We start from the raw sequence: 20224 nt of genomic DNA, 5'->3' as shown, positions 1-20224 counted from the left end.
CTTCAGGAAAGACACGCCGAAGGTGTCGGAACGGCTCCGTACGCTGGACGTGTGACCATCGAAGACGCTGGAATCAGGCCGCGAGGATCCGACGACGAGCGGGTCGTGGCACAGGCCCTGGTAGTGCCCGAGCGGGTCATCGGCGGCGTCGTTCCGTCACCCGTCCGGCCGGGGCCGACGGGGATCGCGGCGGTCCAGACGGAGCACCTGATCGGTGACATCGGTGACGCGCTCCGGCTGCTCGACGCGGTGGAGCGCGTCCGCGGCCACGCCCACCCGCTGATCCTCGGCCTGCAGCAGGCCGTCGGGATGAAGATGCCGGCCGCCCTGGTGCTGAATGCGATCGCCAACGGCCGCAACACCCCGGACGAGGTCTCCCAGCAGGTCGGGATCACGCCCGGCGAGGCAGAGCTGGCGATCGCCGACCTCGAAGCGCTCGGCATGGTCCGGACCGCACCGGCGCTGGCCGTCACGTCGATGGGACAGGCCCGGCTCTCGCAGCTCGACGGTCTCACCGTCCGCGTCCTCGACGTCATCACCGGCATCCTCGGCCCGACCGACGCCGCCCACCTGGTCCGCCTCCTCCACACCGTCGCCGACGGCCTCGAGTCCGCCTCGGTCGCCGCCGCCGTCAACGACACCCTCCCGCAGGTGGTCGCGCACAACTAGTGTCGAAATCGCAGGTCAGGTCTCGACGTAGCTGGTGTCAGGCGATCAAGGAGGACATCAGATGTTGCACGACAGCAAGGCGTTCAGTGGGTTCTCGGTGGACGACATCGAGAAGGCGAAGGCGTTCTACGCCGACACGCTCGGGGTCGACGTCGGCGAGGAGAACGGGATGCTGCACCTGAAGGTCGCGGGCGGCACCCCGATCCTGGTGTACCCGAAATCGAACCACGTGCCGGCCGAGTACACCGTGCTCAACTTCCCGGTCCCCGACATCGAGGCGACCGCGCGTGAGCTGGCCGGCCGCGGGGTCACGTTCGAGCATTACACCGACGAGCAGGACGAGTCCGGGATCTACCGCGGCCAAGGCCCGTTGATTGCCTGGTTCAAGGACCCGGCCGGCAACGTGCTCTCGATCATTCAGGAGTGAGGCACCGGGTCGTTGTATTGACCTAGGCGGCCGGAGTAGCGGGTGCCGTTCAGGTAGGGCCAGGCGTACGCCGTACATCCGTGCAGGCCGAGGGTCTGCTGCTGCATGACCGGGGCCGGCTGGCCCGGCCCCGGGCACAGCTCGTGGCCGTTGCCGAGTCGGTGGCCGGTCTCGTGGTTCACCATGTACTGCCGGTACGTCGTCAGCGACGCGCCGAAGCCCGGTACGCCGTGTGCCCAGCGCGCGACGTTGAGCACGACCGAGTCGCCGATCCGGCAGCTCGTGTACCGGTCCGGTCCCCCGCCGCAGATCACGTCCCGCGTCTGCGGTGTCACCAGCATCAATCTGAAGTCGGGCGTCGCGCCCGGCCCGACCTGCTGGAACCGCCACTTCCGCTGCGAGGCCCACCCCTGCGGTGCGCCGTACGTCGTCCGCACGAACTGCGCGAACGCGGACTTGTCGATCCCGGTGATCCCGCCCTCGATCGCGATCTGGAACGTCATCAGCTTGCCGCCCCGCCCGATCACCGCGGGATTCGCCGGCAGTACGGCGTACGACTGCGACCCGGCGATCGGGTAGGAGATCACCTCGGCCGGCACCACCGGCTTACTCGTACGCCGTGGGGCGACGGCCGGCGACTCCAGCGGCGGGGCGGTCGTCTGGACCGACGCGGGTACGACGTGCCGCCCGAGGTCGCCATGGCGCGACAACGGGCTGGCGGGCAACTCGTACACCACTCCGACCGCGACCACCGCCGCGGTCGCGAGCCCGATCGTCCTGACAACAGTCCAGCGGCGCATTCCGGTGAGCTCCTCACACCGCGCCCGGTCGGGCGCGTCCTCACTGTCTTCTTGCCACTGTGCCCATAAACCCTTCTCAACCCACGGGCGGGGCTACGCCTTGGCGGTCCGGAACCTCAGCGAGGGGTACTTCGACTCGTTGAAGCCGAGGTCGCGATAGAGCTGGATGCCGTAGTCGGTCGCGTGCAGTTCGACCTGGCCGACGCCGGTCTCGTTCTCGAACCAGTCCATCAGCGCGATCACGCAGGCGCGGGCCAGGCCGCGGCGGCGGAAGGCAGGCTCGGTGCTGACGTTGTACAGGTGGCCGCGGAGCGTGGTCGGGTCGTTCGGGCCCGGCGGGTGGACGAACACGTTGCCTGCGGCCCCTGCGACGACGCCCGCGTCCGGGTCCTCGACGACGTACGCCGCGAACGTCTCCGGTGCCGCCAGCTGCCCGGCGAACCACTCGAGCGCGGTCGCCTGCCAAGGGCCGTCGATGTCGTTGCCCATCGCCGCGAGCATCAGCCCACGTAAACGGACCAGGGACTCCGCGTCATCCGCGCCGGCTCGTCGTACCTGAATGTCACTCACGACGACAATCCTGCCAACTTTTTGCCGCGTCAATGAATCGAAGGGGGCATGGCCCCGAGCAGAGCGCAGCGATCGTCGCGCAGCAGCCGAGCACGGAGAGCGAGGCCCCGGCAACGGTCGGCGTTCGCCGCACTGGTGATCGCGGTGGCCGGCATCCTGCTCCCCGGTACGGCGTACCTGGTCGCGCGCCGGATCCGGCTCGGCGTGACGCTGATCGCGGCGAGCCTGGTGCTGTACGGCGCGGCCGCGTACCTCGCGCTCCGGAAGCGGGACGCGGTGATCTCGTGGGCGCTGAACCCGAGCCTGCTGCTGTGGATGATCGCAGCGCTCGGCGCGATCGCGCTCGCCTGGATCGTCGTCCTGGTCACCTCGTACAAGATGCTCCGGCCGCTGACCGTAGGACCGGTGCCGCGGCTGCTCGGGTCGCTGGTGATCGGCGTGGTCTGCTTCGCGATGACGGTCGGTACGGCGAGTGGCGCGCAAACGCTGATGGCGCAGCGCAGCCTGGTGAAGAAGGTGTTCGCCGACCCTGAGTCGAAGAGCGTGACACGGCCGACCGTCAGCGCCAACAAGAACTTGTGGGACCAACTCCCGCGCCTGAACGTGCTGTTGCTCGGCGCCGACGACGGCGACGGCCGCAAAGGGACGCGGACCGACTCGGTGATGGTCGCGAGCATCGACACCAAGACCGGCAACACCTCGCTGATCTCGCTGACCCGGAACTTCATGCGGATGCCGTTCCCCGCCGACTCGCCGCTGCACAAGATCTACCCGACCGGGTTCTGGGACCCGAGCATCGACCCCAGCAAGGAGCAGTCGGAGTTCTACCTGGACGCGATGTACCGCAACATCCCGAAACTGCATCCAGGCATCCTCGGCCCGTCGGACAACGAGGGCGCGGACATCCTGAAGGTCTCGGTCGGCGAGGCGCTGGGACTGAAGATCCACTACTACGTGCAGGTGGACCTGGCCGGTTTCGCGCAGCTGGTCGAGGCGCTCGGCGGAATCACGGTGAACATCAACTACCCGGTTCCGGTCGGCGGGAGCGACGACGACAACGTTCCGCCGAGCCGCTACCTCCAGCCCGGGCCGAACAAGCACCTGATGGGGACCGATGCGCTCTGGTTCGCCCGCGGCCGGTACCGGGTACCGACTGCCGACCTCGCCCGGCAGGCTCGCCAGCGTTGCGCGGTCAAGGCACTCGTCGAACGCGCGACCCCACAGAACGTGCTCACCAACTTCGAGGCGGTCGCGGCGGCCGGCGAGAAGCTGGTCCGCACCGATATCCCGCAGAAGCTGCTCGGCGACTTCGTCACCCTCGGCGAGCGGGTCAAGACCGCCAAGATCGCCAACATCGACCTGGACAAGAAGAAGAACTTCCCGAACGGCCGTGACCCGAACTACGCCGGCATGCGCGAGATCGTCGCGAAGGCGCTCAGCCCGAAGGCCACGACACCGCGCCGGACCACGACGACCAGGCCGTCGACGGCGACCCAGCCCAAACCGACCACCCAGTCCAAACCGACGACCAAGCCCGACGACGGCGATCTGTCCTCCGCCTGCGCGTACAAGCCCGGTCCGCCGGGTTAGGCGTAGCGGACGCCGAGGCCGCCGTCGACCGCCCAGTTTGCGCCGGTGACGAAGGCGGCGGCTTCGGAGGCGAGGAAACAGACGACCTCGGCGACGTTCTCCGGGGTGCCGATCCGGCCGAGCGGGTGGACGCCAAGGGCCTTCTCGCGCTCGCCGGGGATCGTGTCGAAGAACTCCTCGAGCAGGTCGGTGGAGATGTAGCCGGGGCTGACCGCGTTCACCCGGATGTTGTGCGGGGCAACGTCCAGGGCGAGCGAGCGGGTCATCCCGACCAGGCCGGACTTGGCCGCGGCGTACGGGAACATGCCTGCGGTGGTGAGCTTCGAGTGGATCGAGGCGATGTTCACGATCGAACCGCGTCTGCCGGCGATCATCGACGGCAGGACCTGACGCGCCATCAGGAACGCGCCCTTCAGGTCGACGTCGAACACGTCGTCCCACTCGGCCACCGACATCGACGCCGGGTCGGCGTACGAGTTCTTGCCGGCGTTGTTGACGAGCACCGTGACGGGTCCGCTGAGGTCGTCGGTTAGCTTGCCGACCGCCTGCCGGACCGACACCTCGTCGGTGATGTCGCCAACGGCCGCGGCCACCTTCGCGCCGCCCTCGGCGAGCTCCGCGGTAGTGGCGGTCAGCTGGTCAGCCAGGATGTCGATCAGGCCGACCGCGGCGCCCTCCTCCGCCGCCTTGACCGCAACGGCCCGCCCGATCCCGCGCGCGGCACCCGTCACCAGCACAATCTCGTTCGCCAGCCGTCCGCTCATCAGCGTCTCCTCCCAACCAGTCGTCAGGACGACCCTAGACGGCGGTGGAGTCGCGACTCCCGGCTGTGTCAGCGGGCGGTCAGCGGGCGGTCAGGATGCAGAACTCGTTGCCGTCCGGGTCGACCAGCTCGATCCCGTCGGTGTGCGCCTGACCGCTCTCGTGCCGCTTCGCGCCGAGGCCGATCAGCCGCTCGACCTCTGCCTCGGCGTCGCCGGACGGCACCAGGTCGAGGTGCAGGCGGTTCTTCGGCGGCTTCGCGGCGACGGGCGGGCCGCCCCAGCTGATCTTCGAGCCGCCCTGCGGCGACTGGATCGCGGTCTCCTCGTCCTGGTCCCAGACCAGCGGCCAGTCGAGCGCCTTGCTCCAGAAGTAGCCGACGGCCTGGGTGCCGTCGGAACACAACGCGCCGATCGCTGCGGTGTCGGCGAGGAAGTTGTTGCCTGGTTCAATCACACAGAACTCGTTGCCCTCGGGATCGGCCAGTACGACGTGGCCTTCCTCCGGCTTCTGCCCGATGTCGATGTGGCGGCCGCCGAGCTCCAACGCGCGCGCGACCGTCGCCTGCTGATCCTCCAGCGACTGGCTGGTCAGGTCGAAGTGGATCTGGTTCGCGCGGTCTTTCTCGACGTCACTCTGCAGGAACCGCAGGGTGAACCCGAGGTCGTTCTCGGGCAGCAACGAGGTGCCGTCCGAGGCCAACTCGCGCCCGAGCACACCGGCCCAGAACCGGGCCAGTCCGGCGGGATCCTTTGCATCAAAGGACAGTGCTTGCAGGTTGACGCTCATCAGAACTCCTATCTGCCGGAGGTACCACCGTATTTCGCGCGGAACGAGCGCCGCAAAGAGATTTAGCGGACCGACGCAGCAGCGACTCTGGCGTGGTGATCGGCGATCGAGCGACGCATCGGCCGACGCAGCAGCACCAGCTGGTGATACAGCGGACCCGTCGCGGTCAGCAGGAGTTGGTGGGCGTCGGTGTCCGCCGGGATCTCGCCACGTGCAACGGCTCGCCGTACGACGAGTGCCGTGCGTTCGTAGCGATCGACCCAGAACTTCGTGAGCGCCTCGGCGGCCTCCGGCGTACGGAAGGAGGCTGCGATCACGGCCTGGGTGACCGACGGACGAGCGGTCAGCGCAGCGTGCACCTCGCGGTTGACGGCGATCAGGTCGCCCTCGAGCGAACCGGTGTCGGCCGGCTCCCACGAGTCGTCGGCTCCGGCCCCGAGAAGATCGACGAGCAGGCCGGCGACGGTCTTCCAGCGGCGATAGACCGTCGTGCGATGAACTCCGGAGCGGGCGGCGACGGCGTCGATCGTCAGTCCGTCGTACCCGTGCTCGGCGAGCTCGGCCTCGACGGCCGCGAGGACGTCGGATCGCACCCGCGCCGTCCGCCCGCCCGGCCTGCTTGCGCGATCGATCGTCTGCATGGCATGATCCTAACGCAACATTCGTCGCATTAGGGAGCAGCCCAGTGATCTTCTGACCCGCCGTTCGCCAACCCCGAACCCCGCGTGAGTCAGGAGGATCCTCATGTCTACCCAGCTGTCCCTGCACGATGTCACCAAGTCCTACGACCACCGCCTGGTGCTCGACCAGGTCACGTGCGCCTTCCCGCCCGGACAGGTCAGCGGCCTGATCGGCGAGAACGGCTCCGGCAAGTCGACCCTGCTGCGGATCCTGGCCGGTCTCGAGCCGCCAACGGACGGTACGGCGACGGCCGCCGGCAGCGTCGGTTTCCTGGCGCAGGACAACCCGTTGCCGCTCGACCTCGACGTGAACGCGCTCGCCGATCACGCCCTGGCCGACCTGCGCCGGATCGAGTCGCGGATGCGTTTGCTGGAAGGCCTGCTCGCCGATGGACGCACCGACGTCCTGGACGAGTACGGCGAGCTCCAGACCGTGTTCGAGATCCGCGAGGGGTACGACGCCGACGCTCGGTTCGCTCGTGCGACGTACGGACTCGGGTTGAGCACGCTGCCCGGCGATCGACGCTTGTCCGAGCTGTCCGGTGGCGAATTGGCGCGGCTGCACCTGGCCGCCGTGCTCGCGTCGTCGCCAGAGATCCTGCTGCTCGACGAGCCGACCAACCACCTCGACGTGTCGGCCGCTGTCTGGCTGGAGGACCACCTGCGGTCGCGGCGCGGTACGACGGTGGTCGTGTCGCACGACCGTGCGTTCCTGGAGCGGGTCGCGTCGACACTGTTCGAGGTGGACGGCGACACGCATCGGGTGACGCGGTACGGCAACGGCTTCCAGGGCTACCTGACCGAGAAGGCGGCCGAGCGGGCGCGGATCGAGCAGGCCCGGCAGGAATGGGAGGACGAGGTCGCGGCGACGCGGGTCCTGGTTCGCACCACCGCGGACCGGGTCGCGTACGGGCGGCCGATGAGCGACAACAACAAGGTCGCGAACGACCGGAAGGGCGGACGCGTCAACGAAGCCGAGCGCAGCAAGATCCGGAACGCGAAGGAACGCCTGCGCCGGTTGGAGGAGGACCCGCCGCCGGTGCCGGCGAAGCCGCTGCGCTTCAGCGCTTCGATCCGCACGACCGGCGAACCGGCCGGGCTCGACGCGGTCGGTGTCGCGGTCGAGGACCGGCTGTTGCCGATCTCGCTCGAAGTGCCGGCCGGTGCTCGGGTGCTGATCACCGGACCGAACGGCGTCGGCAAGTCGACGTTCCTGGATGTTCTGGCCGGGGCGCTCGAGCCCTCGTCAGGGTACGTCGAACGCCGCGGGCGGATCGGTTACCTCCAGCAGGAGGTGAGCGAGGCGCGACCGGACGAGACGTTGCGGCAGGCGCTCGCGCGGCATCCGGGTGCGGCCGGGTTGGGGTTGTTCCGGCGGGATCAACTGCAGACCAAGGTCGGCGCGTTGTCGACCGGGCAACGCCGGCGGCTGGCGTTGGCGCGGCTGCTGACCACGCCGTACGACGTCCTGCTGCTGGACGAACCGACGAACCACCTGTCGCTCGTGCTGGTGGAGGAACTGGAGTCGGCGCTCGACCGGTACGCCGGTGCGCTCGTCGTGGTGAGCCATGACCGGCGCTTCGTGTCGCGCTGGCGCGGCACCGTCATCGACCTGAAGGAGAACACCTGTGTCAGTCACTGAATATGCGATGAGCGATGGTCCGTACGGCGTGGTGGTGGCGGGCGGTGAGGTGTGGGCGACGCTCGTCCACACCGGCCGCGTCGCCACGCGTTCGGGACGTGTCATCGATCTCGACGCGCCGGAGTCCCGTCCGAGCGTGATCGTCGACGGGCCCGATGACGCGGTCTGGTTCACGCGGAGCGGCGACGACCGCGTCGGGCGGATCGGGTACGACGGGGAGGTGTCGGCGGTCGAGCTTGCTGGCGCGCCGTACGGGCTGTGCGTCGGTCCGGACGGGGCGCTGTGGTGCACGTTGATGAGCGCCGATGCGCTCGGGCGGGTGACGGTCGACGGCGAGGTGTCGACGTACCCGATCGGGGTGAGCGGGGCGTTTCCGGCGATGATCACGTCGTACGACGGCGAGTTGTGGTTCACGCTCAATCAGGGCAACGCGATCGGTCGGATGACTCTTGGTGGATCGGTCACCACCTATCCCCTGCCGACCGAGGCTGCCGGGCCGGTCGGCATCTGCGCTGGTCGCGACAGCGTTTGGTTCGTGGAGATCCTCGCCGATCGGGTGGGGCGAATCAGTGCGGACGGGAAGATCGAGGAGTTTCCGCTGCCCGCTGGTTCCAAGCCGCACGCGGTGGCCGCGGCTGCGGACGGCGGGTGCTGGGTCACCTTGTGGTCCGCCGGTGCACTCGTCCGGTTGGATGCTCAGGGCAACGTTATTGCCGAGTACCCGCTGGGCGAGGGCTCCGAGCCGCACGGGCTTGCGATCGAGGGCGACTCGGTGTGGGTGGCGTTGGAGCAAGGTTCTTTGGCTCACATCCAGCCGTGAGGGTGAGCAGGTTCACCCGGTAGAGGGAGGACGGCAGGCCTCGACCGGGTGGACAGTGGTGATGTGAGCACGCTGGTGCAGATCCGGGGAACGACCGCGCGGGTTCGCGACGTCATCGCGGTGGGGCGGCCGGCGTTCTGGGTGGTCTCGATCGTCCCTTATTACACAGGGATCCTGCTCGCCACGCATCGGCTGATCCCGCCGGTCGAGGAGTGGCCGCGGCTGATCGTGGGCGCGGTGGTGATGGGCCCGCTGGTGTGGCTGGCCGTGCTGGCGGTGAACGACGCGTACGACCTGCCGAGCGACCGGCTCAACCCGCGCAAGGCGAAGTCGCCACTGCTCGACGGACGCATCACGCTCCGCGCAGCCAAGCGACTCGCCTTCGCGGCCGCCGTCGCCGCGGTCGGGCTGAGCCTGCACGTCGGGGTCGTCTTCGCGCTCGGCGTCCTGCTCGCCGTCCTGCTCGGCTACGCGTACTCCGTCCCGCCGGTCCGCCTGAAGACCCGCGCCGGCTTCGATGTCGCCGTCAACGCGCTGGCGCTCGGCGCGTTCGGCCCACTCGCCGGCTGGGCCGCGATCAACCCGGACCTGAGCAGCTTCCCCTGGCTGATGGGCCTCCAGGGCACACTCGCCGCCATCGGCCTCTACCTCCCGACGACGCTGGCCGATCTGGAAGCCGACCGAGCCGCCGGCTACCACACGATCGCGGTCCGCTTCGGCGCCCGCACGACGTACCGCATCGGGTACGCCGCCTGGATCGCCGCCGCGGCCCTGTCGGTGATCCTCGCCGCGACGGGCACGATCATCCCGCGCGGCATGCTCATGCTCGAGGTGGTAATGGTCCCGGTCCTGGTCGCTGCCTACGGCAAACTCATTGGCCCGCGGCAGTCGTTCAAAGGCATCATCGTCCTGGCCGGCCTGTTCCTCTTTCCTTGCGCAACGTTCGCCCTCACCTACACCGGAGTGCTCTGACTGTGTATCCCGCGATCGAGCCCTACGACCACGGCCTACTCGACGTCGGCGACGGCAACCGCGTGTACTGGGAGGTCTGCGGCAACCCGGACGGCAAGCCCGCACTCGTCGTCCACGGCGGCCCCGGCTCCGGGGCGGGCGCTTGGTGGCGGCGGTACTTCGATCCCGCGAAGTACAAGGTGGTCCTCGTCGATCAGCGCAACTGCGGCCGCAGTACGCCGGATGCCGCCCAGCCTGACGTGGACCTGAGCACCAACACCACGGCCCACCTGATCGCGGACTTCGAGCAACTCCGCAAGCGGCTCGGGATCGAGAAGTGGCTGCTCCTGGGGGCGTCCTGGGGCGCGACGCTGGGGCTCGCGTACGCCGAGCAGCACCCGGAGGCGATCTCGGAGATGGTGTTGTTCAGCGTCACCAACACAACCCGGCGCGAGGTCGAGTGGATCACGCGCGACATGGGCCGGATCTTCCCTGCGGAGTGGGCGCGCTTCCGCGACGGCGTACCGGCGGACCAGCGCGACGGCAACCTCGCGCTCGCCTACAGCCGACTCCTGCACGATGCGGACCCATCGGTGCGCGAGCAGGCCGCTGTCAACTGGTGCGCGTGGGAGGACACGCATGTCCGCACCCATCCGAACTGGCAGCCCGACACACGATTCGAAGACCCCGCACTGCGACTCCGGCTGGCCCGGCTGGTGACGCGCTACTGGGGCCACGCGGCCTGGCTGGACGAGGGCGTTCTCGAACGGGAAGCGGGAAAGCTGGCCGGGATCCCTGGCGTGCTGATCCACGGCCGGCTCGACATCAGCAGCCCGGCGGACGTCGCCTGGCGGATGGCGCAGGCGTGGCCCGACGCCGAGTTGCACCTGGTGGAGCAGGAAGGGCACGGCGCGGGCGGCGACCGTACGCGCGAGCTGATCCTCCAAGCACTGGACCGTTTCGCGTTACGGTCCTGACCGGTTTCCTTAGGGTGCACGTGCACGTGCACGCAGGGCAAAGATTTGATCACTGATCTTTACAGCGATGAAACGTTCATGAACCCTTGAGTCCCATGACTCTGACCCGCCCGGAGCTCGAGACCGACTACACCCTCAGCCGGTCCGACATCGCGCACTTCGCCGAGCACGGATTCGTCAAGCTGAAGAACGTGCTGAGTCCGGAGACGATCGCGGCGTACGAGCCGGAGATCACCGGCAAGGTGATCGAGCTGAACACCCAGCACCTGCCGCTCGAGGAGCGCGACACCTACGGCAAGGCGTTCCTGCAGGTGACGAACCTGTGGCAGGACAGCGAGCGCGTGCTCGAGTTCGTGTCGTCACCGCGGCTGGCGCGGATCGCGGCGCAGCTGCTGGGCGTGCAGTCGGTCCGGCTGTACCACGACCAGGCGCTCTACAAGGAGTCCGGCGGCGGGGTCACGCCGTGGCACGCGGACCAGTACTACTGGCCGTTCGCGACCGACCGCTGCGTCACCGTCTGGGTGCCGCTGCAGGAGACCCCGATGGAGATGGGCCCGCTGTCGTTCGCAGCCGGCAGCCACACGTTCGAGCACGGTCGCGACCTGCCGATCAGCGACGACTCCGAGCGGATCCTGCAGGAATCGCTGGCCGAGCAGGAGTTCGCCGAGGTCTCCGAGCCGTTCGAACTCGGCGAGGTCAGCTATCACCTCGGCTGGACCTTCCACCACGCGCCGCAGAACACCACCGACATCCCGCGCCGGGTGATGACGGTGATCTACGTCGACGCCGCGATGGAGATCTCGACGCCGGTCAACGACAACCAGAAGCTCGACCTGGCCAGCTGGATGCCCGGCAACCAGCCCGGCGAGACCGTCTCCTCCCCGCTCAATCCCGTCCTCTACTGACCCACCCCGCGCCGCGGCCGGACAAACCCGGAGGACTTCTGTACCTATTGGTATGTACGATGCTGCCATGACCTCAGCAGAGTCACCGATCAGCCGCGTCGTCGTCCTCGACCAGCACCTGCCGGAGCCGCTCCCGGTGCAGCACGTCGAGGTACGCCGGATCACGATCGAGCCGCACACCGCGCTCGGCGCCCACGTCCACAACGGCCCCGTCTTCGGCAACATCGTCTCCGGCAAGGCGATCTACCAGCAGGCCGCCGACGCCGAGATCCAGGTCCTGCACCCCGGCGACGTGTTCTACGAGCCCGCGGTCGACCGGATCTCCCGCTTCGACACCGAGGACGAGGGCGTCACGTTCCTGGCGTACTTCCCGCTCACCGCCGGCCAGGACGCGACGCTCGACCTCATCTAGAGCGTCCGCTTCTGCGGGTAGATCGTCTCGCCGCGGGCAAGTTGCTCGACGTACTGCGTGATCCGCTTCGCCCTGGTCTCTGGCTTCTTCGCATCGTTCACCCGGAAGACGACGGCGAACCGGTTGGCGCTGGTCAGGATCTCGAACATGGCCTGCGCGCGGGGCTCGGCCGCCAGCGCCGCGGCCAGGTCGTCCGGGACCTGCTGGGTGCTCGACGCGTCGTAGGCCTTGTCCCACCGGCCGTCCGACTTGGCACGCTCGATCTCCGCGCGCCCGGCAGGACGCATCCGGCCCGCCTCCTCCATCCGCGCGACCAGGTCCACGTTCCGTTTCGACCACATGCTCCGCGCGCGCCGAGGGGTGTAGCGCTGGACGAACGTCTGCTCGTCACGGCTTTTGCGCTGCCCGTCGATCCAGCCGTGACACAGTGCCTCCTCAAGCGCTTGGTCGTAGGTGAGGCTGGTCGGCGTCGTCACGTTCTTCTTCGCGAGCACGAGCCACACGCCGTCCGACGTCTCGTGGTTCTCGCGCAGCCAGGCCAGCCAGGCACCGGCGTCCACAACGATCAGTTCCGCATTCACGACGCAGCCTCCTGATAGCGGGCGGCCAACTGGGCCGCGGCATCCTTCAACTCCTGTGGACCGACGAACTCCAGGTCGCACTCGAACATCCCGAACGTCGCAGCCAGGCCCGTCCACGACCACGCGGTGAGCACGAGCCGGCAACTCGTCGGCGTGACCTCCTCGACGAACGCACCGCGCCCGGCCCACTGCGCGATGTCCGACGCCTTCGCCTGCAGGATCGCCTCACCCCGGCACGCGTTCTGGTCCTGGCCGTGGAACCGGCTCGAGATGTACGTCGCCACGTCCGGCGCCGGGAGCTCGCGCTGGGTGAACCGCGGCCCGGTCGGCGACTTCGGCGTCATCCGGTCGACCCGGAACGTCCGCCAGTCCTTCCGATCCAGGTCCCAGCCGACCAGGTACCACCGTCCGCCCCACGTCACCAGGTGATGCGGCTCGACCTTGCGCGGCGGCACCCATTCGTCCGACGCACCGGGTGACGCGTAGTCGAACCGCAGTACCTCCTGTGCGCGGACCGCCATCCCGATCGCGATCAGCTTCTCCGAGTCGACCGTCGTCCGTCGGTTCGCGTACCGATCGACCGTCGTGACCTGCAACGCGTCGACCCGCTGCCGCAATCGCGCCGGCATCACCTGGCGAACCGTGGCGAGCGCACGCAACGCGCCCTCCTCGATCCCGGTGACCGTGGTCGTCGCGGTCTGCAGCGCGACCGCGACCGCGATCGCCTGGTCGTCGTCGAACAGCAGCGGCGGCAGGTCGGCCCCCGCGTCCAGGCGGTAACCGCCGTCGGGCCCCTTGCTCGCACGCACCGGGTAGCCCAGGTCCCGCAGCCGGTCGACATCGCGGCGGACCGTCCGCGGGCTGACCTCGAGCCGCTCGGCGAGCAAGGCGCCCGGCCAGTCGCGCCGCGCCTGCAGCAGCGACAGCAGCGCGAGGAGTCGAGCAGAGGTTTCGGACATGACCTCAGCTTCGCACGAGTAAGGGACAGAACCTGACCGCTACTGCTGGAAATGTCGGTCCCATCAAGCCCAACCGAAGGAGCCATCCGTGATCAGCACCCGAGCGCTCACCCGGGATTTCGTGGTGAGCCGTACCGAGACCGTGCACGCCGTCCGCGGCATCAGCCTGGACGTCGCACCCGGCGAGCTGGTCGCCGTCCTCGGCCCGAACGGCGCCGGCAAGACCACCACGCTGCGCATGCTCACCACCTTGATCACCCCGACCTCGGGTACGGCGACGGTCGCCGGGTACGACGTGACGACGCAGCCCGGCCAGGTCCGTCGACGGATCGGGTACGTCGGCCAGGGCAACGGCGCCGGCCACACCCAGCGGGTCGGCGACGAGCTCCGCGGGCAAGGCGTGATCTACGGTCTCGACCGGCGCGCCGCGAAGCAACGGGCCGACGAGCTGCTCGACGCGCTCGAGCTGCGGGAGCTCGCGCAGCGCAAGGTGTCGGACCTGTCCGGTGGTCAGCGCCGGCGGCTGGACGTCGCGATGGGTCTGGTCCACGCACCGTCGCTGCTGTTCCTGGACGAGCCGTCGACCGGCCTCGACCCGCAGAACCGGGCGAACCTGTGGGACCACATCCTGCGGATGCGTTCCGAGCACGAAATGACCATCGTGCTCACCACGCACTACCTCGACGAGGCCGACACGATGGCCGAGCGGGTGGTCGTGGTGGACCACGGCGAGGTGATCGCCGACGACACCGCGAGTGCGCTCAAGGCCAAGCTGGCCGGAGACCGGCTCGCCCTGACTGTTGCTCCCGACAACCTTTCACGACTGACGGTGCTGGCCGAGAAGTTGCCCGGGGCCCGCGAAGTTGTTGCCACTGGCGACGAACTCAGCGTTCGCGTGGCCGACGGCCCGGCGGCGCTGCCCGAACTGATCGCGGCGGCCCAGCACGACGGCGTACCGATCGCGTCGGCGCAGGTGCATCGGCCGACGCTCGACGACGTCTTCCTCAACCTGACCGGCCGGAACCTGCGAGAGGCCGCCTGATGACCACCCTGACTGTTTCTGAACCGTCCCGGAACCTGCTGCGCGACATCCGGATCGTGATGACCCGCGAGCTGAAGCCGGTGCTGCGCGACCCGTTCTCGTTGCTGTTCGGGATGATCCAGCCGCTGGTGTTCCTCGCTCTGTTCGGGCCACTGCTGTCGGGCTCGATGGCCGGCACGTTCGGCGACGGCGTCTGGCAGTGGTTCGTGCCGTCGATCCTCGTGATGACGACCTTGTTCGGTACGTCGACCACCGGCGCGAACCTGCTGTTCGAGTTCCAGACCGGCGCACACGAACGGATGCTGGTCACGCCGTTGTCCCGTTCGTCGTTGCTGATCGGCCGGGCGCTGAAGGAGATGGTGCCGCTGTTCGGGCAGGCGGTGATCGTGATCGCGGTGATGACGCCGTTCGCGTTCGACCTGCACGTCGGCGGTGCGCTGGTCGGGCTGGCGCTGCTCGCGGTGTTCGGCGTCGGGCTCGGCTCGTTCAGCTACGCGCTGGCGATCGCGGTCCGCAAGCAGGACTGGATGTTCTGGGTCGTTCAGCAGACCTTCCTGTTCCCGTTGATGATCCTGTCCGGGATGTTGCTGCCGCTGGAGACCGGCCCGGGATGGATGCGGGTGGCATCGAAGTTCAACCCGCTGTCGTACCTCGTCGACGCCGAGCGGACGCTGTTCTCGGGCGATGTGTGGTCGAGCGCCGTGCTCTGGGGACTGGTCGCGGCGATCGTGACCGCGGTACTCGGACTGACCGTCGGTATCCGCGCGATGCTCCGCTCGGCCGCGTGACCCAATTGAGCCAGTGGCCCGCCTGGGCCGTTGCCGGCGCTGAAAATCACCTACGGTAGCGCTCAGATCACCCACCGCCCCCAAGGAGATCTGATGAGGCCCCGCCCCGCCTTGCTCACTGTCCTGACATCGCTGGCCGCCGCCGCGCTCGCAACCTCGAGCGCGGTGGCGGCTCCGGCTCCGTCCGTCGACAACGCGAGGACAGTCGTCGCCGCGACCGACACCGACGGCGACTCGCTGCCCGACGCGTGGGAGACCGGAGGGTACGACGCGAACGGCGACGGCGTCGTCGACGTGGACCTGCCCGCGATGGGCGCGGACCCGAAGAAGAAGGACCTGTTCGTCGAGATGGACTACATGTCCGGCCGGCTCGCGAGTACGGCCGCGCTCGACCGGATCGTCCAGGTCTTCGCGAGTGCTCCGGTCAGCAACCCGGACGGCACGACCGGCGTCAAGATCCACCTCGACGCCGGCGCCGCCCGCGGTACGGCGTACGACCTCGGCGGCGGGAACCAGGTCACGTACGACGACGACCTGAACCCGTCGGCGACCCAGACCAACGCGATCAAGGCGGCCAACTTCGCCGCGGCCCGCAAGGCCGTCTTCCATTACATGATCTGGGGAGACAGCTACGACGGCGGTTGCAGCAGCGGCCAGGCGTTCAACATCCCGAACGACACGTTCATCGTCACGGTCGGCCCGAAGTGCGGGTGGAACGCGACCGACGACACCAATGTCGGCACGTTCGTTCACGAGCTCGGCCACAACATCGGCCTGAAGCACGGCGGCACCGACAACCTGAACTACAAGCCGAACTACCTGAGCGTGATGAACTACTCGTTCCAGCTCGGCGGCGTGCTCAAGGCCGACGGCACGAAGTACTGGGGCTACTCGAACGTCCAGCCGACGTCGATCAACGAGGCCCGGCCGGACGAGACGGTCGGCCTGGGCAGCCTGGGCGCGGGGTACAAGACCAGCTGGAAGTGCCCGAACGGCTCCACCCGGACCACGGCCGGCGCCGCGAACCAGCCGATCGACTGGAACTGCGACGGTGACACCACCGACACGACGACCGCCGCGGACATCAACGGCGACAAGACCACGTCGATCCTGATCGCGCAGAACAACTGGGCGAACATCGTCTTCGGCGGCGGCGCCGTCGGCGGGGGTACGACGCCCCGCGCCAAGACTCCGACGTCGGAGCTGCAGGAGATCACCCACGACGAGTGGATTTCCATGCAGCACTGACCTCCCCGCACTTCAGGTGGGCGGGGAAGCGGACCGCCAGCACTCATCAACACGCGCGCAACCGGCTCGCTGAGCGCACGCCCGGCCCGGGAGGGCCGGTTGGTGAGTGCTGGCGGTCCGCGCTGTCAGGCAGACCAGACCTCGGTCGCCGCGGTCTCGCGGGCCCAGTCCCGGAAATCCCGCGGTGCGCGGCCGAGGACCTTCGGCACTCCGTCGGAGACGTACTCGGAGCGGTGGTTGCGGATCACGGCGAACAGGTCCCGGACCGCTTCCGCGTCTTCCTGGACCAGACCCTGCTCGACGAGTTCGGCGACGTGCGTCTCCGGCTCCAGGTCGACGTAGGTGATCGGGCGACCGGTCGCGGCGGACAGTTCTTCGGCGATCTCGGTCATGGTGAGCGTGCGAGGGCCGGAGATCTCAAGGGTCTGGCCGACGTACGACTCGTCCAGAAGGGCCGTCGTCATCACGTCGCCGACGTCGTTGGTGTCGATCCACGCCTCGGCGCCGGTGCCGGCGGACAGCCGGATCTCGCCCGCGAGTACGTGGTACCGAAGGAAGTCTTCGCTGAAGCCCTGCGCGAACCACGCCGGCTGCACGATCGTCCAGTCCAGGTTGCTCGCCCTGACGACGTTCTCCAGCTCGAGCTGGCCGTCGTACACGGCGAAGTCGCGACCCGGGCTGCCGACGCCGCGACCGGACAGCAGCACCAGCCGCCGCAAGCCCTGGTCCGATGCTTGCTGGATGAACTTGCCTGCCTGCGTGAGACCGGTCGGTCCGACCGGCGGCGCGAGGTACGCCGTCTCCGCGCCGGCGATCGTGGGTGCCCAGGTGGACTCGTCGTACCAGTCGAACCGCTGCTCGCTGGAGCGGGAGGCGAGGCGGTACGGGATCTCCCGCGTATCGAGTTGGGCCGCGACGCGACGGCCGGTCTTGCCTTTGCCACTGAGGATCAGTATCGGTGTCATGTATCAAGTTCAGCCGGGTTGAGTGAGACAAACCATGGCCATGCGGCGCAATTTGATGTTCGAGGCGCTCACCATGGCGTAGTCTCATCGCATGGACGTGCTCGACGAACTCCTGGCCGGGACCCGCGCCCAGGACGGGGTTTTCAACCTGACGATCCTGGATCTGCCGTGGGCGCTGGAGATCCGGGACGAGGCACCGCTCGCGCTCGCGACCCTCGTCCGCGGCTCGGGCTGGGTGACCCGCGAAGGGGAGGCGCCACAACGGCTGGAGCAGGGCGACGTCGCGATCTTCACCGGTCCGCAGCCGTACGTCGTCGGGGACAGCGTGCAGACCGCGCCGCAGCTGCGGATCCATCCCGGCGGCATCTGCGAACCGTTGCCCGGGGCACCGGCCGACTACTCGGCCCGGCTCGGCGTGCGGACGTACGGCAGCCGCAAGTCCGGCGAGGTGATGGTTGCCAGCGGCACCTATCAGGTAGCCGGTGACGTCAGCCGGCGACTGGTGACCGCGCTGCCGCCAGTGCTCGTCGTACCGGCCGCGGAGGTCGCGGGTTCGGTGATGGAGATGATCACGAGTGAGATCCAGCGCGATGCGGTCGGGCAGCAGACCGTGCTCGACCGATGGCTCGACCTGGCGCTGATCACGACGTTGCGGGCGTGGTTCGATCGTCCCGATTCACACGCGCCGGGGTGGTACCAGGCGCAGACCGATCCGGTTGCCGGTACTGCGTTGCGTCTGCTGCACGAGGATCCGGCGCACCCGTGGAACGTCACCGATCTCGCCGACCGGGTCGGGGTGTCGCGCGCCTCGCTGGCCCGGCGATTCACCGCGGTGGTGGGCGAAGCGCCGATGAGCTACCTGACGGGCTGGCGGATCACGCTCGCCGCCGATCAGCTCCGCTCGACCCGGGATACGGTCGAGACGATCGCCCGGCGGGTCGGCTACGCGAACGCGTTTGCGTTGAGCGTTGCGTTCAAGCGGGTCCGCGGGATCACGCCGACGGACCATCGCCGGGCGGCGTGAAAGCTTAAATACCGCGGTTCAACGATACGATTGAGGCTCATGGAGATCGCGTTGAGCCTCGACGAACTGCGGCAGCTCAGCCTCTGGAGTGCGGACTGTGCGGAGCGGGCGTTGCGGTTCTACGAGGCAGTCGTCCCCGACGATCGCCGACCGCGCGAGGCGATCGAGGTCGCTCGCGAATTCGGTGCTGGAGGCAACAGAACGAAGGCGATCCGGACGGCTGCGTGGGCTGCGCTGAAAGCCGCAGGCGAGGTGGATGATGCGGCCGCGGAGGCTGCGGCGAGGGCAGCCGTTGCGGCGGCGGGTTCGGCGTACCTGCATCCGTTGGCGGCGGCCACCCAGGTCAAGCACATCGTCGGGGCGGCACAGTACGCGGCGTACGCGCACGAGCTGGCGGGGCGCGATCCCGAAGCCGTCGTCAAGTGGGCGATCGACCGAGTGCCACCCGTGGTCCGCGACGTACTGCGGCGCTACCCGGACGGCACGCCGCCCGGCAGCAGCCGGCTCGGCGAACTGCACCGCCAACTGGAGTCGGCGCTCAGGCAACCGTCGCCTTCATGAACGCCAACGCCTGCGGCCAAGCCAGCCGGAACGCGTCCGCGTTCACCTCTTTGTCGTGCCGCGACTTGTCCGAGAACCCGTGGTCCGCACCCGGGAAGTACTGCGTGAACGTCGCGCCGGCCGTCCGCGCCTGCAGCACCGTCTGCAGCGTCTCGAAGTCCGCATTCGGTACGGCGGTGTCCGCGCTCGGATAGCTCACCAGCACCGGCGCCGTGATCCCGGCCGCCTCGGCAATGGCGTCGTACGTGTGGTGCGGCGGCCGGTCGGAGGGAACGGTCGGGTGGAAGGCGACGACATTCGCCACCCGCTGGTCACGCGCCCCGAGCAGGAAGGCGAACCGCCCACCGAGGCACCAGCCGATCACGCCGACCTTGCTGCACCCGAGCTCGTCGACCAGGTAGTCCAGCAGCGCGCTCTGCTCGGCGAGGGCGGTGTCGTCGTCCATCTCCCGCAGCAACCCACTCAGCTCCTGCCGACTGGTGTTGTCAGTACTGCGCCCCTTGAACGGATCCCACGCCAGCGCGGTGATCCCCTCCCCCGCCAACTCATCGGCCCAGGCCCGCACCTGCTCACCGATCCCGGTGATCATCGGCAACAACAACATGCCGGCATGCCCGACCCGCGCCAGATAAGCGTCCTGCTCCCCAACCGTCACCGTCACACCCATGCGCGCATCTTAGACTCCGACCTTTTGGTACTCGGGCTCGATGACGCCGATGACGCGGTCGAGCGAGCGGTCGTAGGGCTGGCCGAGGTATTTCATTGCGATCTGGTCGACGAGGGCCCAGCCGGCGTCGCCGTCGATCCATTCGGTGACGCGGCCGCGGATGATGATCGGCTCGTACGGGTTGTCGACGGGCGCGAGCGAGAGGGCGACACGGGGATCGCGGCGGAGGTTGTGCGCCTTCTGCGAGTCGGGGCCGGTCAGGAAGATGATGCGGTCGTCGAGCGTGGTGACCCAGAGCGGGATCGAGTGCGGCGAGCCGTCCGGGAGAACGGTGGCCAGGTGAGCGATCGAGTTGCTCTCGACGGCACGGCGTACGGCGGGCTTCAACATGGCTC

At 68.7% G+C, this 20224-nt stretch carries 24 protein-coding genes; 14 read left to right on the top strand and 10 right to left on the bottom strand.

Annotated elements, in window-relative coordinates:
• The first annotated feature begins 51 nt into the window (after positions 1-51).
• Positions 52-669: a winged helix DNA-binding protein gene (locus tag ABT313_RS19025; protein ID WP_350854989.1), complete on the top strand. Its 618-nt coding sequence runs from the start codon at positions 52-54 to the stop codon at positions 667-669.
• A gap of 61 nt (positions 670-730) precedes the next feature.
• The gene (locus ABT313_RS19020; protein ID WP_350854986.1) at positions 731-1096 is read left to right on the top strand and encodes a VOC family protein; all 366 of its coding nucleotides are present in this window, start codon (positions 731-733) and stop codon (positions 1094-1096) included.
• Here the strand turns inward: ABT313_RS19020 and ABT313_RS19015 are convergent.
• Both ABT313_RS19015 and ABT313_RS19010 read right to left on the bottom strand, forming a co-directional pair.
• The gene (locus ABT313_RS19015; RefSeq protein ID WP_350854984.1) at positions 1087-1896 is read right to left on the bottom strand and encodes a DUF3152 domain-containing protein; all 810 of its coding nucleotides are present in this window, start codon (positions 1894-1896) and stop codon (positions 1087-1089) included. The two genes, ABT313_RS19020 and ABT313_RS19015, sit on opposite strands and share 10 nt — an antisense overlap.
• Before the next feature lie 93 nt (positions 1897-1989).
• Entirely contained in the window at positions 1990-2466 is a 477-nt protein-coding gene (locus ABT313_RS19010) for a GNAT family N-acetyltransferase (RefSeq protein ID WP_350854981.1), read from the bottom strand.
• 48 nt (positions 2467-2514) lie between these two features.
• Between ABT313_RS19010 and ABT313_RS19005 the strand changes: the two genes are divergently transcribed.
• Complete coding sequence (locus ABT313_RS19005; protein ID WP_350854978.1) at positions 2515-4056, top strand: LCP family protein; 1542 nt, start codon at positions 2515-2517, stop codon at positions 4054-4056.
• On the opposite strand, the gene ABT313_RS19000 is transcribed toward ABT313_RS19005, so the two are convergent.
• The 3 genes from ABT313_RS19000 to ABT313_RS18990 all read right to left on the bottom strand — a co-directional run bounded on the left by ABT313_RS19000 (position 4053) and on the right by ABT313_RS18990 (position 6248).
• Positions 4053-4820 (bottom strand): SDR family NAD(P)-dependent oxidoreductase, encoded by a 768-nt coding sequence (locus ABT313_RS19000; RefSeq protein ID WP_350854975.1) that lies wholly within the window; start codon positions 4818-4820, stop codon positions 4053-4055. The two genes, ABT313_RS19005 and ABT313_RS19000, sit on opposite strands and share 4 nt — an antisense overlap.
• A 79-nt stretch (positions 4821-4899) precedes the next feature.
• Positions 4900-5607, bottom strand: coding sequence for a VOC family protein (locus ABT313_RS18995; protein WP_350854972.1), 708 nt, complete (start codon positions 5605-5607; stop codon positions 4900-4902).
• A gap of 62 nt (positions 5608-5669) precedes the next feature.
• A complete protein-coding gene (locus tag ABT313_RS18990; protein WP_350854969.1) occupies positions 5670-6248 on the bottom strand; it encodes a TetR/AcrR family transcriptional regulator in 579 nt (192 codons plus the stop codon).
• Between the two features lie 103 nt (positions 6249-6351).
• On the opposite strand from ABT313_RS18990, the gene ABT313_RS18985 reads away from it, so the two are divergent.
• The 6 genes from ABT313_RS18985 to ABT313_RS18960 all read left to right on the top strand — a co-directional run bounded on the left by ABT313_RS18985 (position 6352) and on the right by ABT313_RS18960 (position 11994).
• Entirely contained in the window at positions 6352-7929 is a 1578-nt protein-coding gene (locus ABT313_RS18985) for an ABC-F family ATP-binding cassette domain-containing protein (protein WP_350854966.1), read from the top strand.
• A complete protein-coding gene (locus tag ABT313_RS18980; RefSeq protein ID WP_350854963.1) occupies positions 7916-8749 on the top strand; it encodes a Vgb family protein in 834 nt (277 codons plus the stop codon). Before ABT313_RS18985 ends, ABT313_RS18980 begins: the two co-directional genes overlap by 14 nt.
• 63 nt (positions 8750-8812) lie before the next feature.
• Positions 8813-9721, top strand: coding sequence for a UbiA prenyltransferase family protein (locus ABT313_RS18975; protein WP_350854960.1), 909 nt, complete (start codon positions 8813-8815; stop codon positions 9719-9721).
• Between the two features lie 2 nt (positions 9722-9723).
• Entirely contained in the window at positions 9724-10677 is a 954-nt protein-coding gene (gene pip, locus ABT313_RS18970) for a prolyl aminopeptidase (RefSeq protein ID WP_350854958.1), read from the top strand.
• Positions 10678-10772: 95 nt separating this feature from the next.
• Positions 10773-11582: a phytanoyl-CoA dioxygenase family protein gene (locus ABT313_RS18965; RefSeq protein ID WP_350854955.1), complete on the top strand. Its 810-nt coding sequence runs from the start codon at positions 10773-10775 to the stop codon at positions 11580-11582.
• Between the two features lie 67 nt (positions 11583-11649).
• Entirely contained in the window at positions 11650-11994 is a 345-nt protein-coding gene (locus ABT313_RS18960; protein WP_350854952.1) for a cupin domain-containing protein, read from the top strand.
• On the opposite strand, the gene ABT313_RS18955 is transcribed toward ABT313_RS18960, so the two are convergent.
• Positions 11991-12575, bottom strand: coding sequence for a YdeI/OmpD-associated family protein (locus ABT313_RS18955; RefSeq protein ID WP_350854949.1), 585 nt, complete (start codon positions 12573-12575; stop codon positions 11991-11993). The genes ABT313_RS18960 and ABT313_RS18955 overlap by 4 nt on opposite strands.
• Positions 12572-13534, bottom strand: coding sequence for a helix-turn-helix transcriptional regulator (locus ABT313_RS18950; protein ID WP_350854946.1), 963 nt, complete (start codon positions 13532-13534; stop codon positions 12572-12574). Before ABT313_RS18950 ends, ABT313_RS18955 begins: the two co-directional genes overlap by 4 nt.
• An 88-nt stretch (positions 13535-13622) precedes the next feature.
• On the opposite strand from ABT313_RS18950, the gene ABT313_RS18945 reads away from it, so the two are divergent.
• The 3 genes from ABT313_RS18945 (at position 13623) to ABT313_RS18935 (ending at position 16612) form a co-directional block, all read left to right on the top strand.
• On the top strand, positions 13623-14576 hold the full coding sequence (locus tag ABT313_RS18945; protein ID WP_350854943.1) for an ATP-binding cassette domain-containing protein: 954 nt from the start codon (positions 13623-13625) through the stop codon (positions 14574-14576).
• Positions 14576-15364: an ABC transporter permease gene (locus ABT313_RS18940; RefSeq protein WP_350854940.1), complete on the top strand. Its 789-nt coding sequence runs from the start codon at positions 14576-14578 to the stop codon at positions 15362-15364. Before ABT313_RS18945 ends, ABT313_RS18940 begins: the two co-directional genes overlap by 1 nt.
• Before the next feature lie 93 nt (positions 15365-15457).
• Complete coding sequence (locus tag ABT313_RS18935; protein WP_350854936.1) at positions 15458-16612, top strand: zinc metalloprotease; 1155 nt, start codon at positions 15458-15460, stop codon at positions 16610-16612.
• Positions 16613-16737: 125 nt separating this feature from the next.
• On the opposite strand, the gene ABT313_RS18930 is transcribed toward ABT313_RS18935, so the two are convergent.
• A complete protein-coding gene (locus tag ABT313_RS18930; RefSeq protein ID WP_350854933.1) occupies positions 16738-17577 on the bottom strand; it encodes an NAD(P)H-binding protein in 840 nt (279 codons plus the stop codon).
• A gap of 91 nt (positions 17578-17668) precedes the next feature.
• Here ABT313_RS18930 and ABT313_RS18925 point away from each other — a divergent pair, with 91 nt between their 5' ends.
• Together ABT313_RS18925 and ABT313_RS18920 are read left to right on the top strand one after the other, a co-directional pair.
• Positions 17669-18601, top strand: coding sequence for an AraC family transcriptional regulator (locus ABT313_RS18925; RefSeq protein ID WP_350854930.1), 933 nt, complete (start codon positions 17669-17671; stop codon positions 18599-18601).
• A 39-nt stretch (positions 18602-18640) separates the two neighbouring features.
• Entirely contained in the window at positions 18641-19162 is a 522-nt protein-coding gene (locus ABT313_RS18920; protein ID WP_350854927.1) for a putative immunity protein, read from the top strand.
• Here the strand turns inward: ABT313_RS18920 and ABT313_RS18915 are convergent.
• Positions 19140-19829 carry a dienelactone hydrolase family protein gene (locus ABT313_RS18915; RefSeq protein ID WP_350854924.1) on the bottom strand — a complete coding sequence of 230 codons (690 nt, stop codon included), beginning with the start codon at positions 19827-19829 and terminating at the stop codon, positions 19140-19142. The genes ABT313_RS18920 and ABT313_RS18915 overlap by 23 nt on opposite strands.
• Positions 19830-19838: 9 nt before the next feature.
• Positions 19839-20219, bottom strand: coding sequence for a TIGR03618 family F420-dependent PPOX class oxidoreductase (locus tag ABT313_RS18910; RefSeq protein WP_350854921.1), 381 nt, complete (start codon positions 20217-20219; stop codon positions 19839-19841).
• Between the last annotated feature and the right edge of the window lie 5 nt (positions 20220-20224).

The organism is Kribbella sp. NPDC000426 (assembly GCF_040300265.1).
Taxonomy (GTDB): Bacteria; Actinomycetota; Actinomycetes; order Propionibacteriales; family Kribbellaceae; genus Kribbella.
This window is presented reverse-complemented; position numbering and strand designations above follow the sequence as displayed.

Excerpts from the sequence above, each read along its gene's own strand:
- ABT313_RS18960 (WP_350854952.1), top strand. The coding sequence starts at position 11,650 with ATGACCTCAGCAGAGTCACCGATCAGCCGCGTCGTCGTCCTCGACCAG.
- ABT313_RS18940 (WP_350854940.1), top strand. The coding sequence starts at position 14,576 with ATGACCACCCTGACTGTTTCTGAACCGTCCCGGAACCTGCTGCGCGAC.
- ABT313_RS18950 (WP_350854946.1), bottom strand. The coding sequence starts at position 13,534 with ATGTCCGAAACCTCTGCTCGACTCCTCGCGCTGCTGTCGCTGCTGCAG.
- ABT313_RS18965 (WP_350854955.1), top strand. The coding sequence starts at position 10,773 with ATGACTCTGACCCGCCCGGAGCTCGAGACCGACTACACCCTCAGCCGG.
- ABT313_RS18920 (WP_350854927.1), top strand. The coding sequence starts at position 18,641 with ATGGAGATCGCGTTGAGCCTCGACGAACTGCGGCAGCTCAGCCTCTGG.
- ABT313_RS18910 (WP_350854921.1), bottom strand. The coding sequence starts at position 20,219 with ATGTTGAAGCCCGCCGTACGCCGTGCCGTCGAGAGCAACTCGATCGCT.
- ABT313_RS18990 (WP_350854969.1), bottom strand. The coding sequence starts at position 6,248 with ATGCAGACGATCGATCGCGCAAGCAGGCCGGGCGGGCGGACGGCGCGG.
- ABT313_RS19020 (WP_350854986.1), top strand. The coding sequence starts at position 731 with ATGTTGCACGACAGCAAGGCGTTCAGTGGGTTCTCGGTGGACGACATC.
- ABT313_RS18935 (WP_350854936.1), top strand. The coding sequence starts at position 15,458 with ATGAGGCCCCGCCCCGCCTTGCTCACTGTCCTGACATCGCTGGCCGCC.
- ABT313_RS18995 (WP_350854972.1), bottom strand. The coding sequence starts at position 5,607 with ATGAGCGTCAACCTGCAAGCACTGTCCTTTGATGCAAAGGATCCCGCC.
- ABT313_RS19015 (WP_350854984.1), bottom strand. The coding sequence starts at position 1,896 with ATGCGCCGCTGGACTGTTGTCAGGACGATCGGGCTCGCGACCGCGGCG.
- ABT313_RS18930 (WP_350854933.1), bottom strand. The coding sequence starts at position 17,577 with ATGACACCGATACTGATCCTCAGTGGCAAAGGCAAGACCGGCCGTCGC.
- ABT313_RS19005 (WP_350854978.1), top strand. The coding sequence starts at position 2,515 with ATGGCCCCGAGCAGAGCGCAGCGATCGTCGCGCAGCAGCCGAGCACGG.
- ABT313_RS18915 (WP_350854924.1), bottom strand. The coding sequence starts at position 19,829 with ATGGGTGTGACGGTGACGGTTGGGGAGCAGGACGCTTATCTGGCGCGG.
- ABT313_RS18925 (WP_350854930.1), top strand. The coding sequence starts at position 17,669 with ATGGACGTGCTCGACGAACTCCTGGCCGGGACCCGCGCCCAGGACGGG.
- ABT313_RS19000 (WP_350854975.1), bottom strand. The coding sequence starts at position 4,820 with ATGAGCGGACGGCTGGCGAACGAGATTGTGCTGGTGACGGGTGCCGCG.
- ABT313_RS18985 (WP_350854966.1), top strand. The coding sequence starts at position 6,352 with ATGTCTACCCAGCTGTCCCTGCACGATGTCACCAAGTCCTACGACCAC.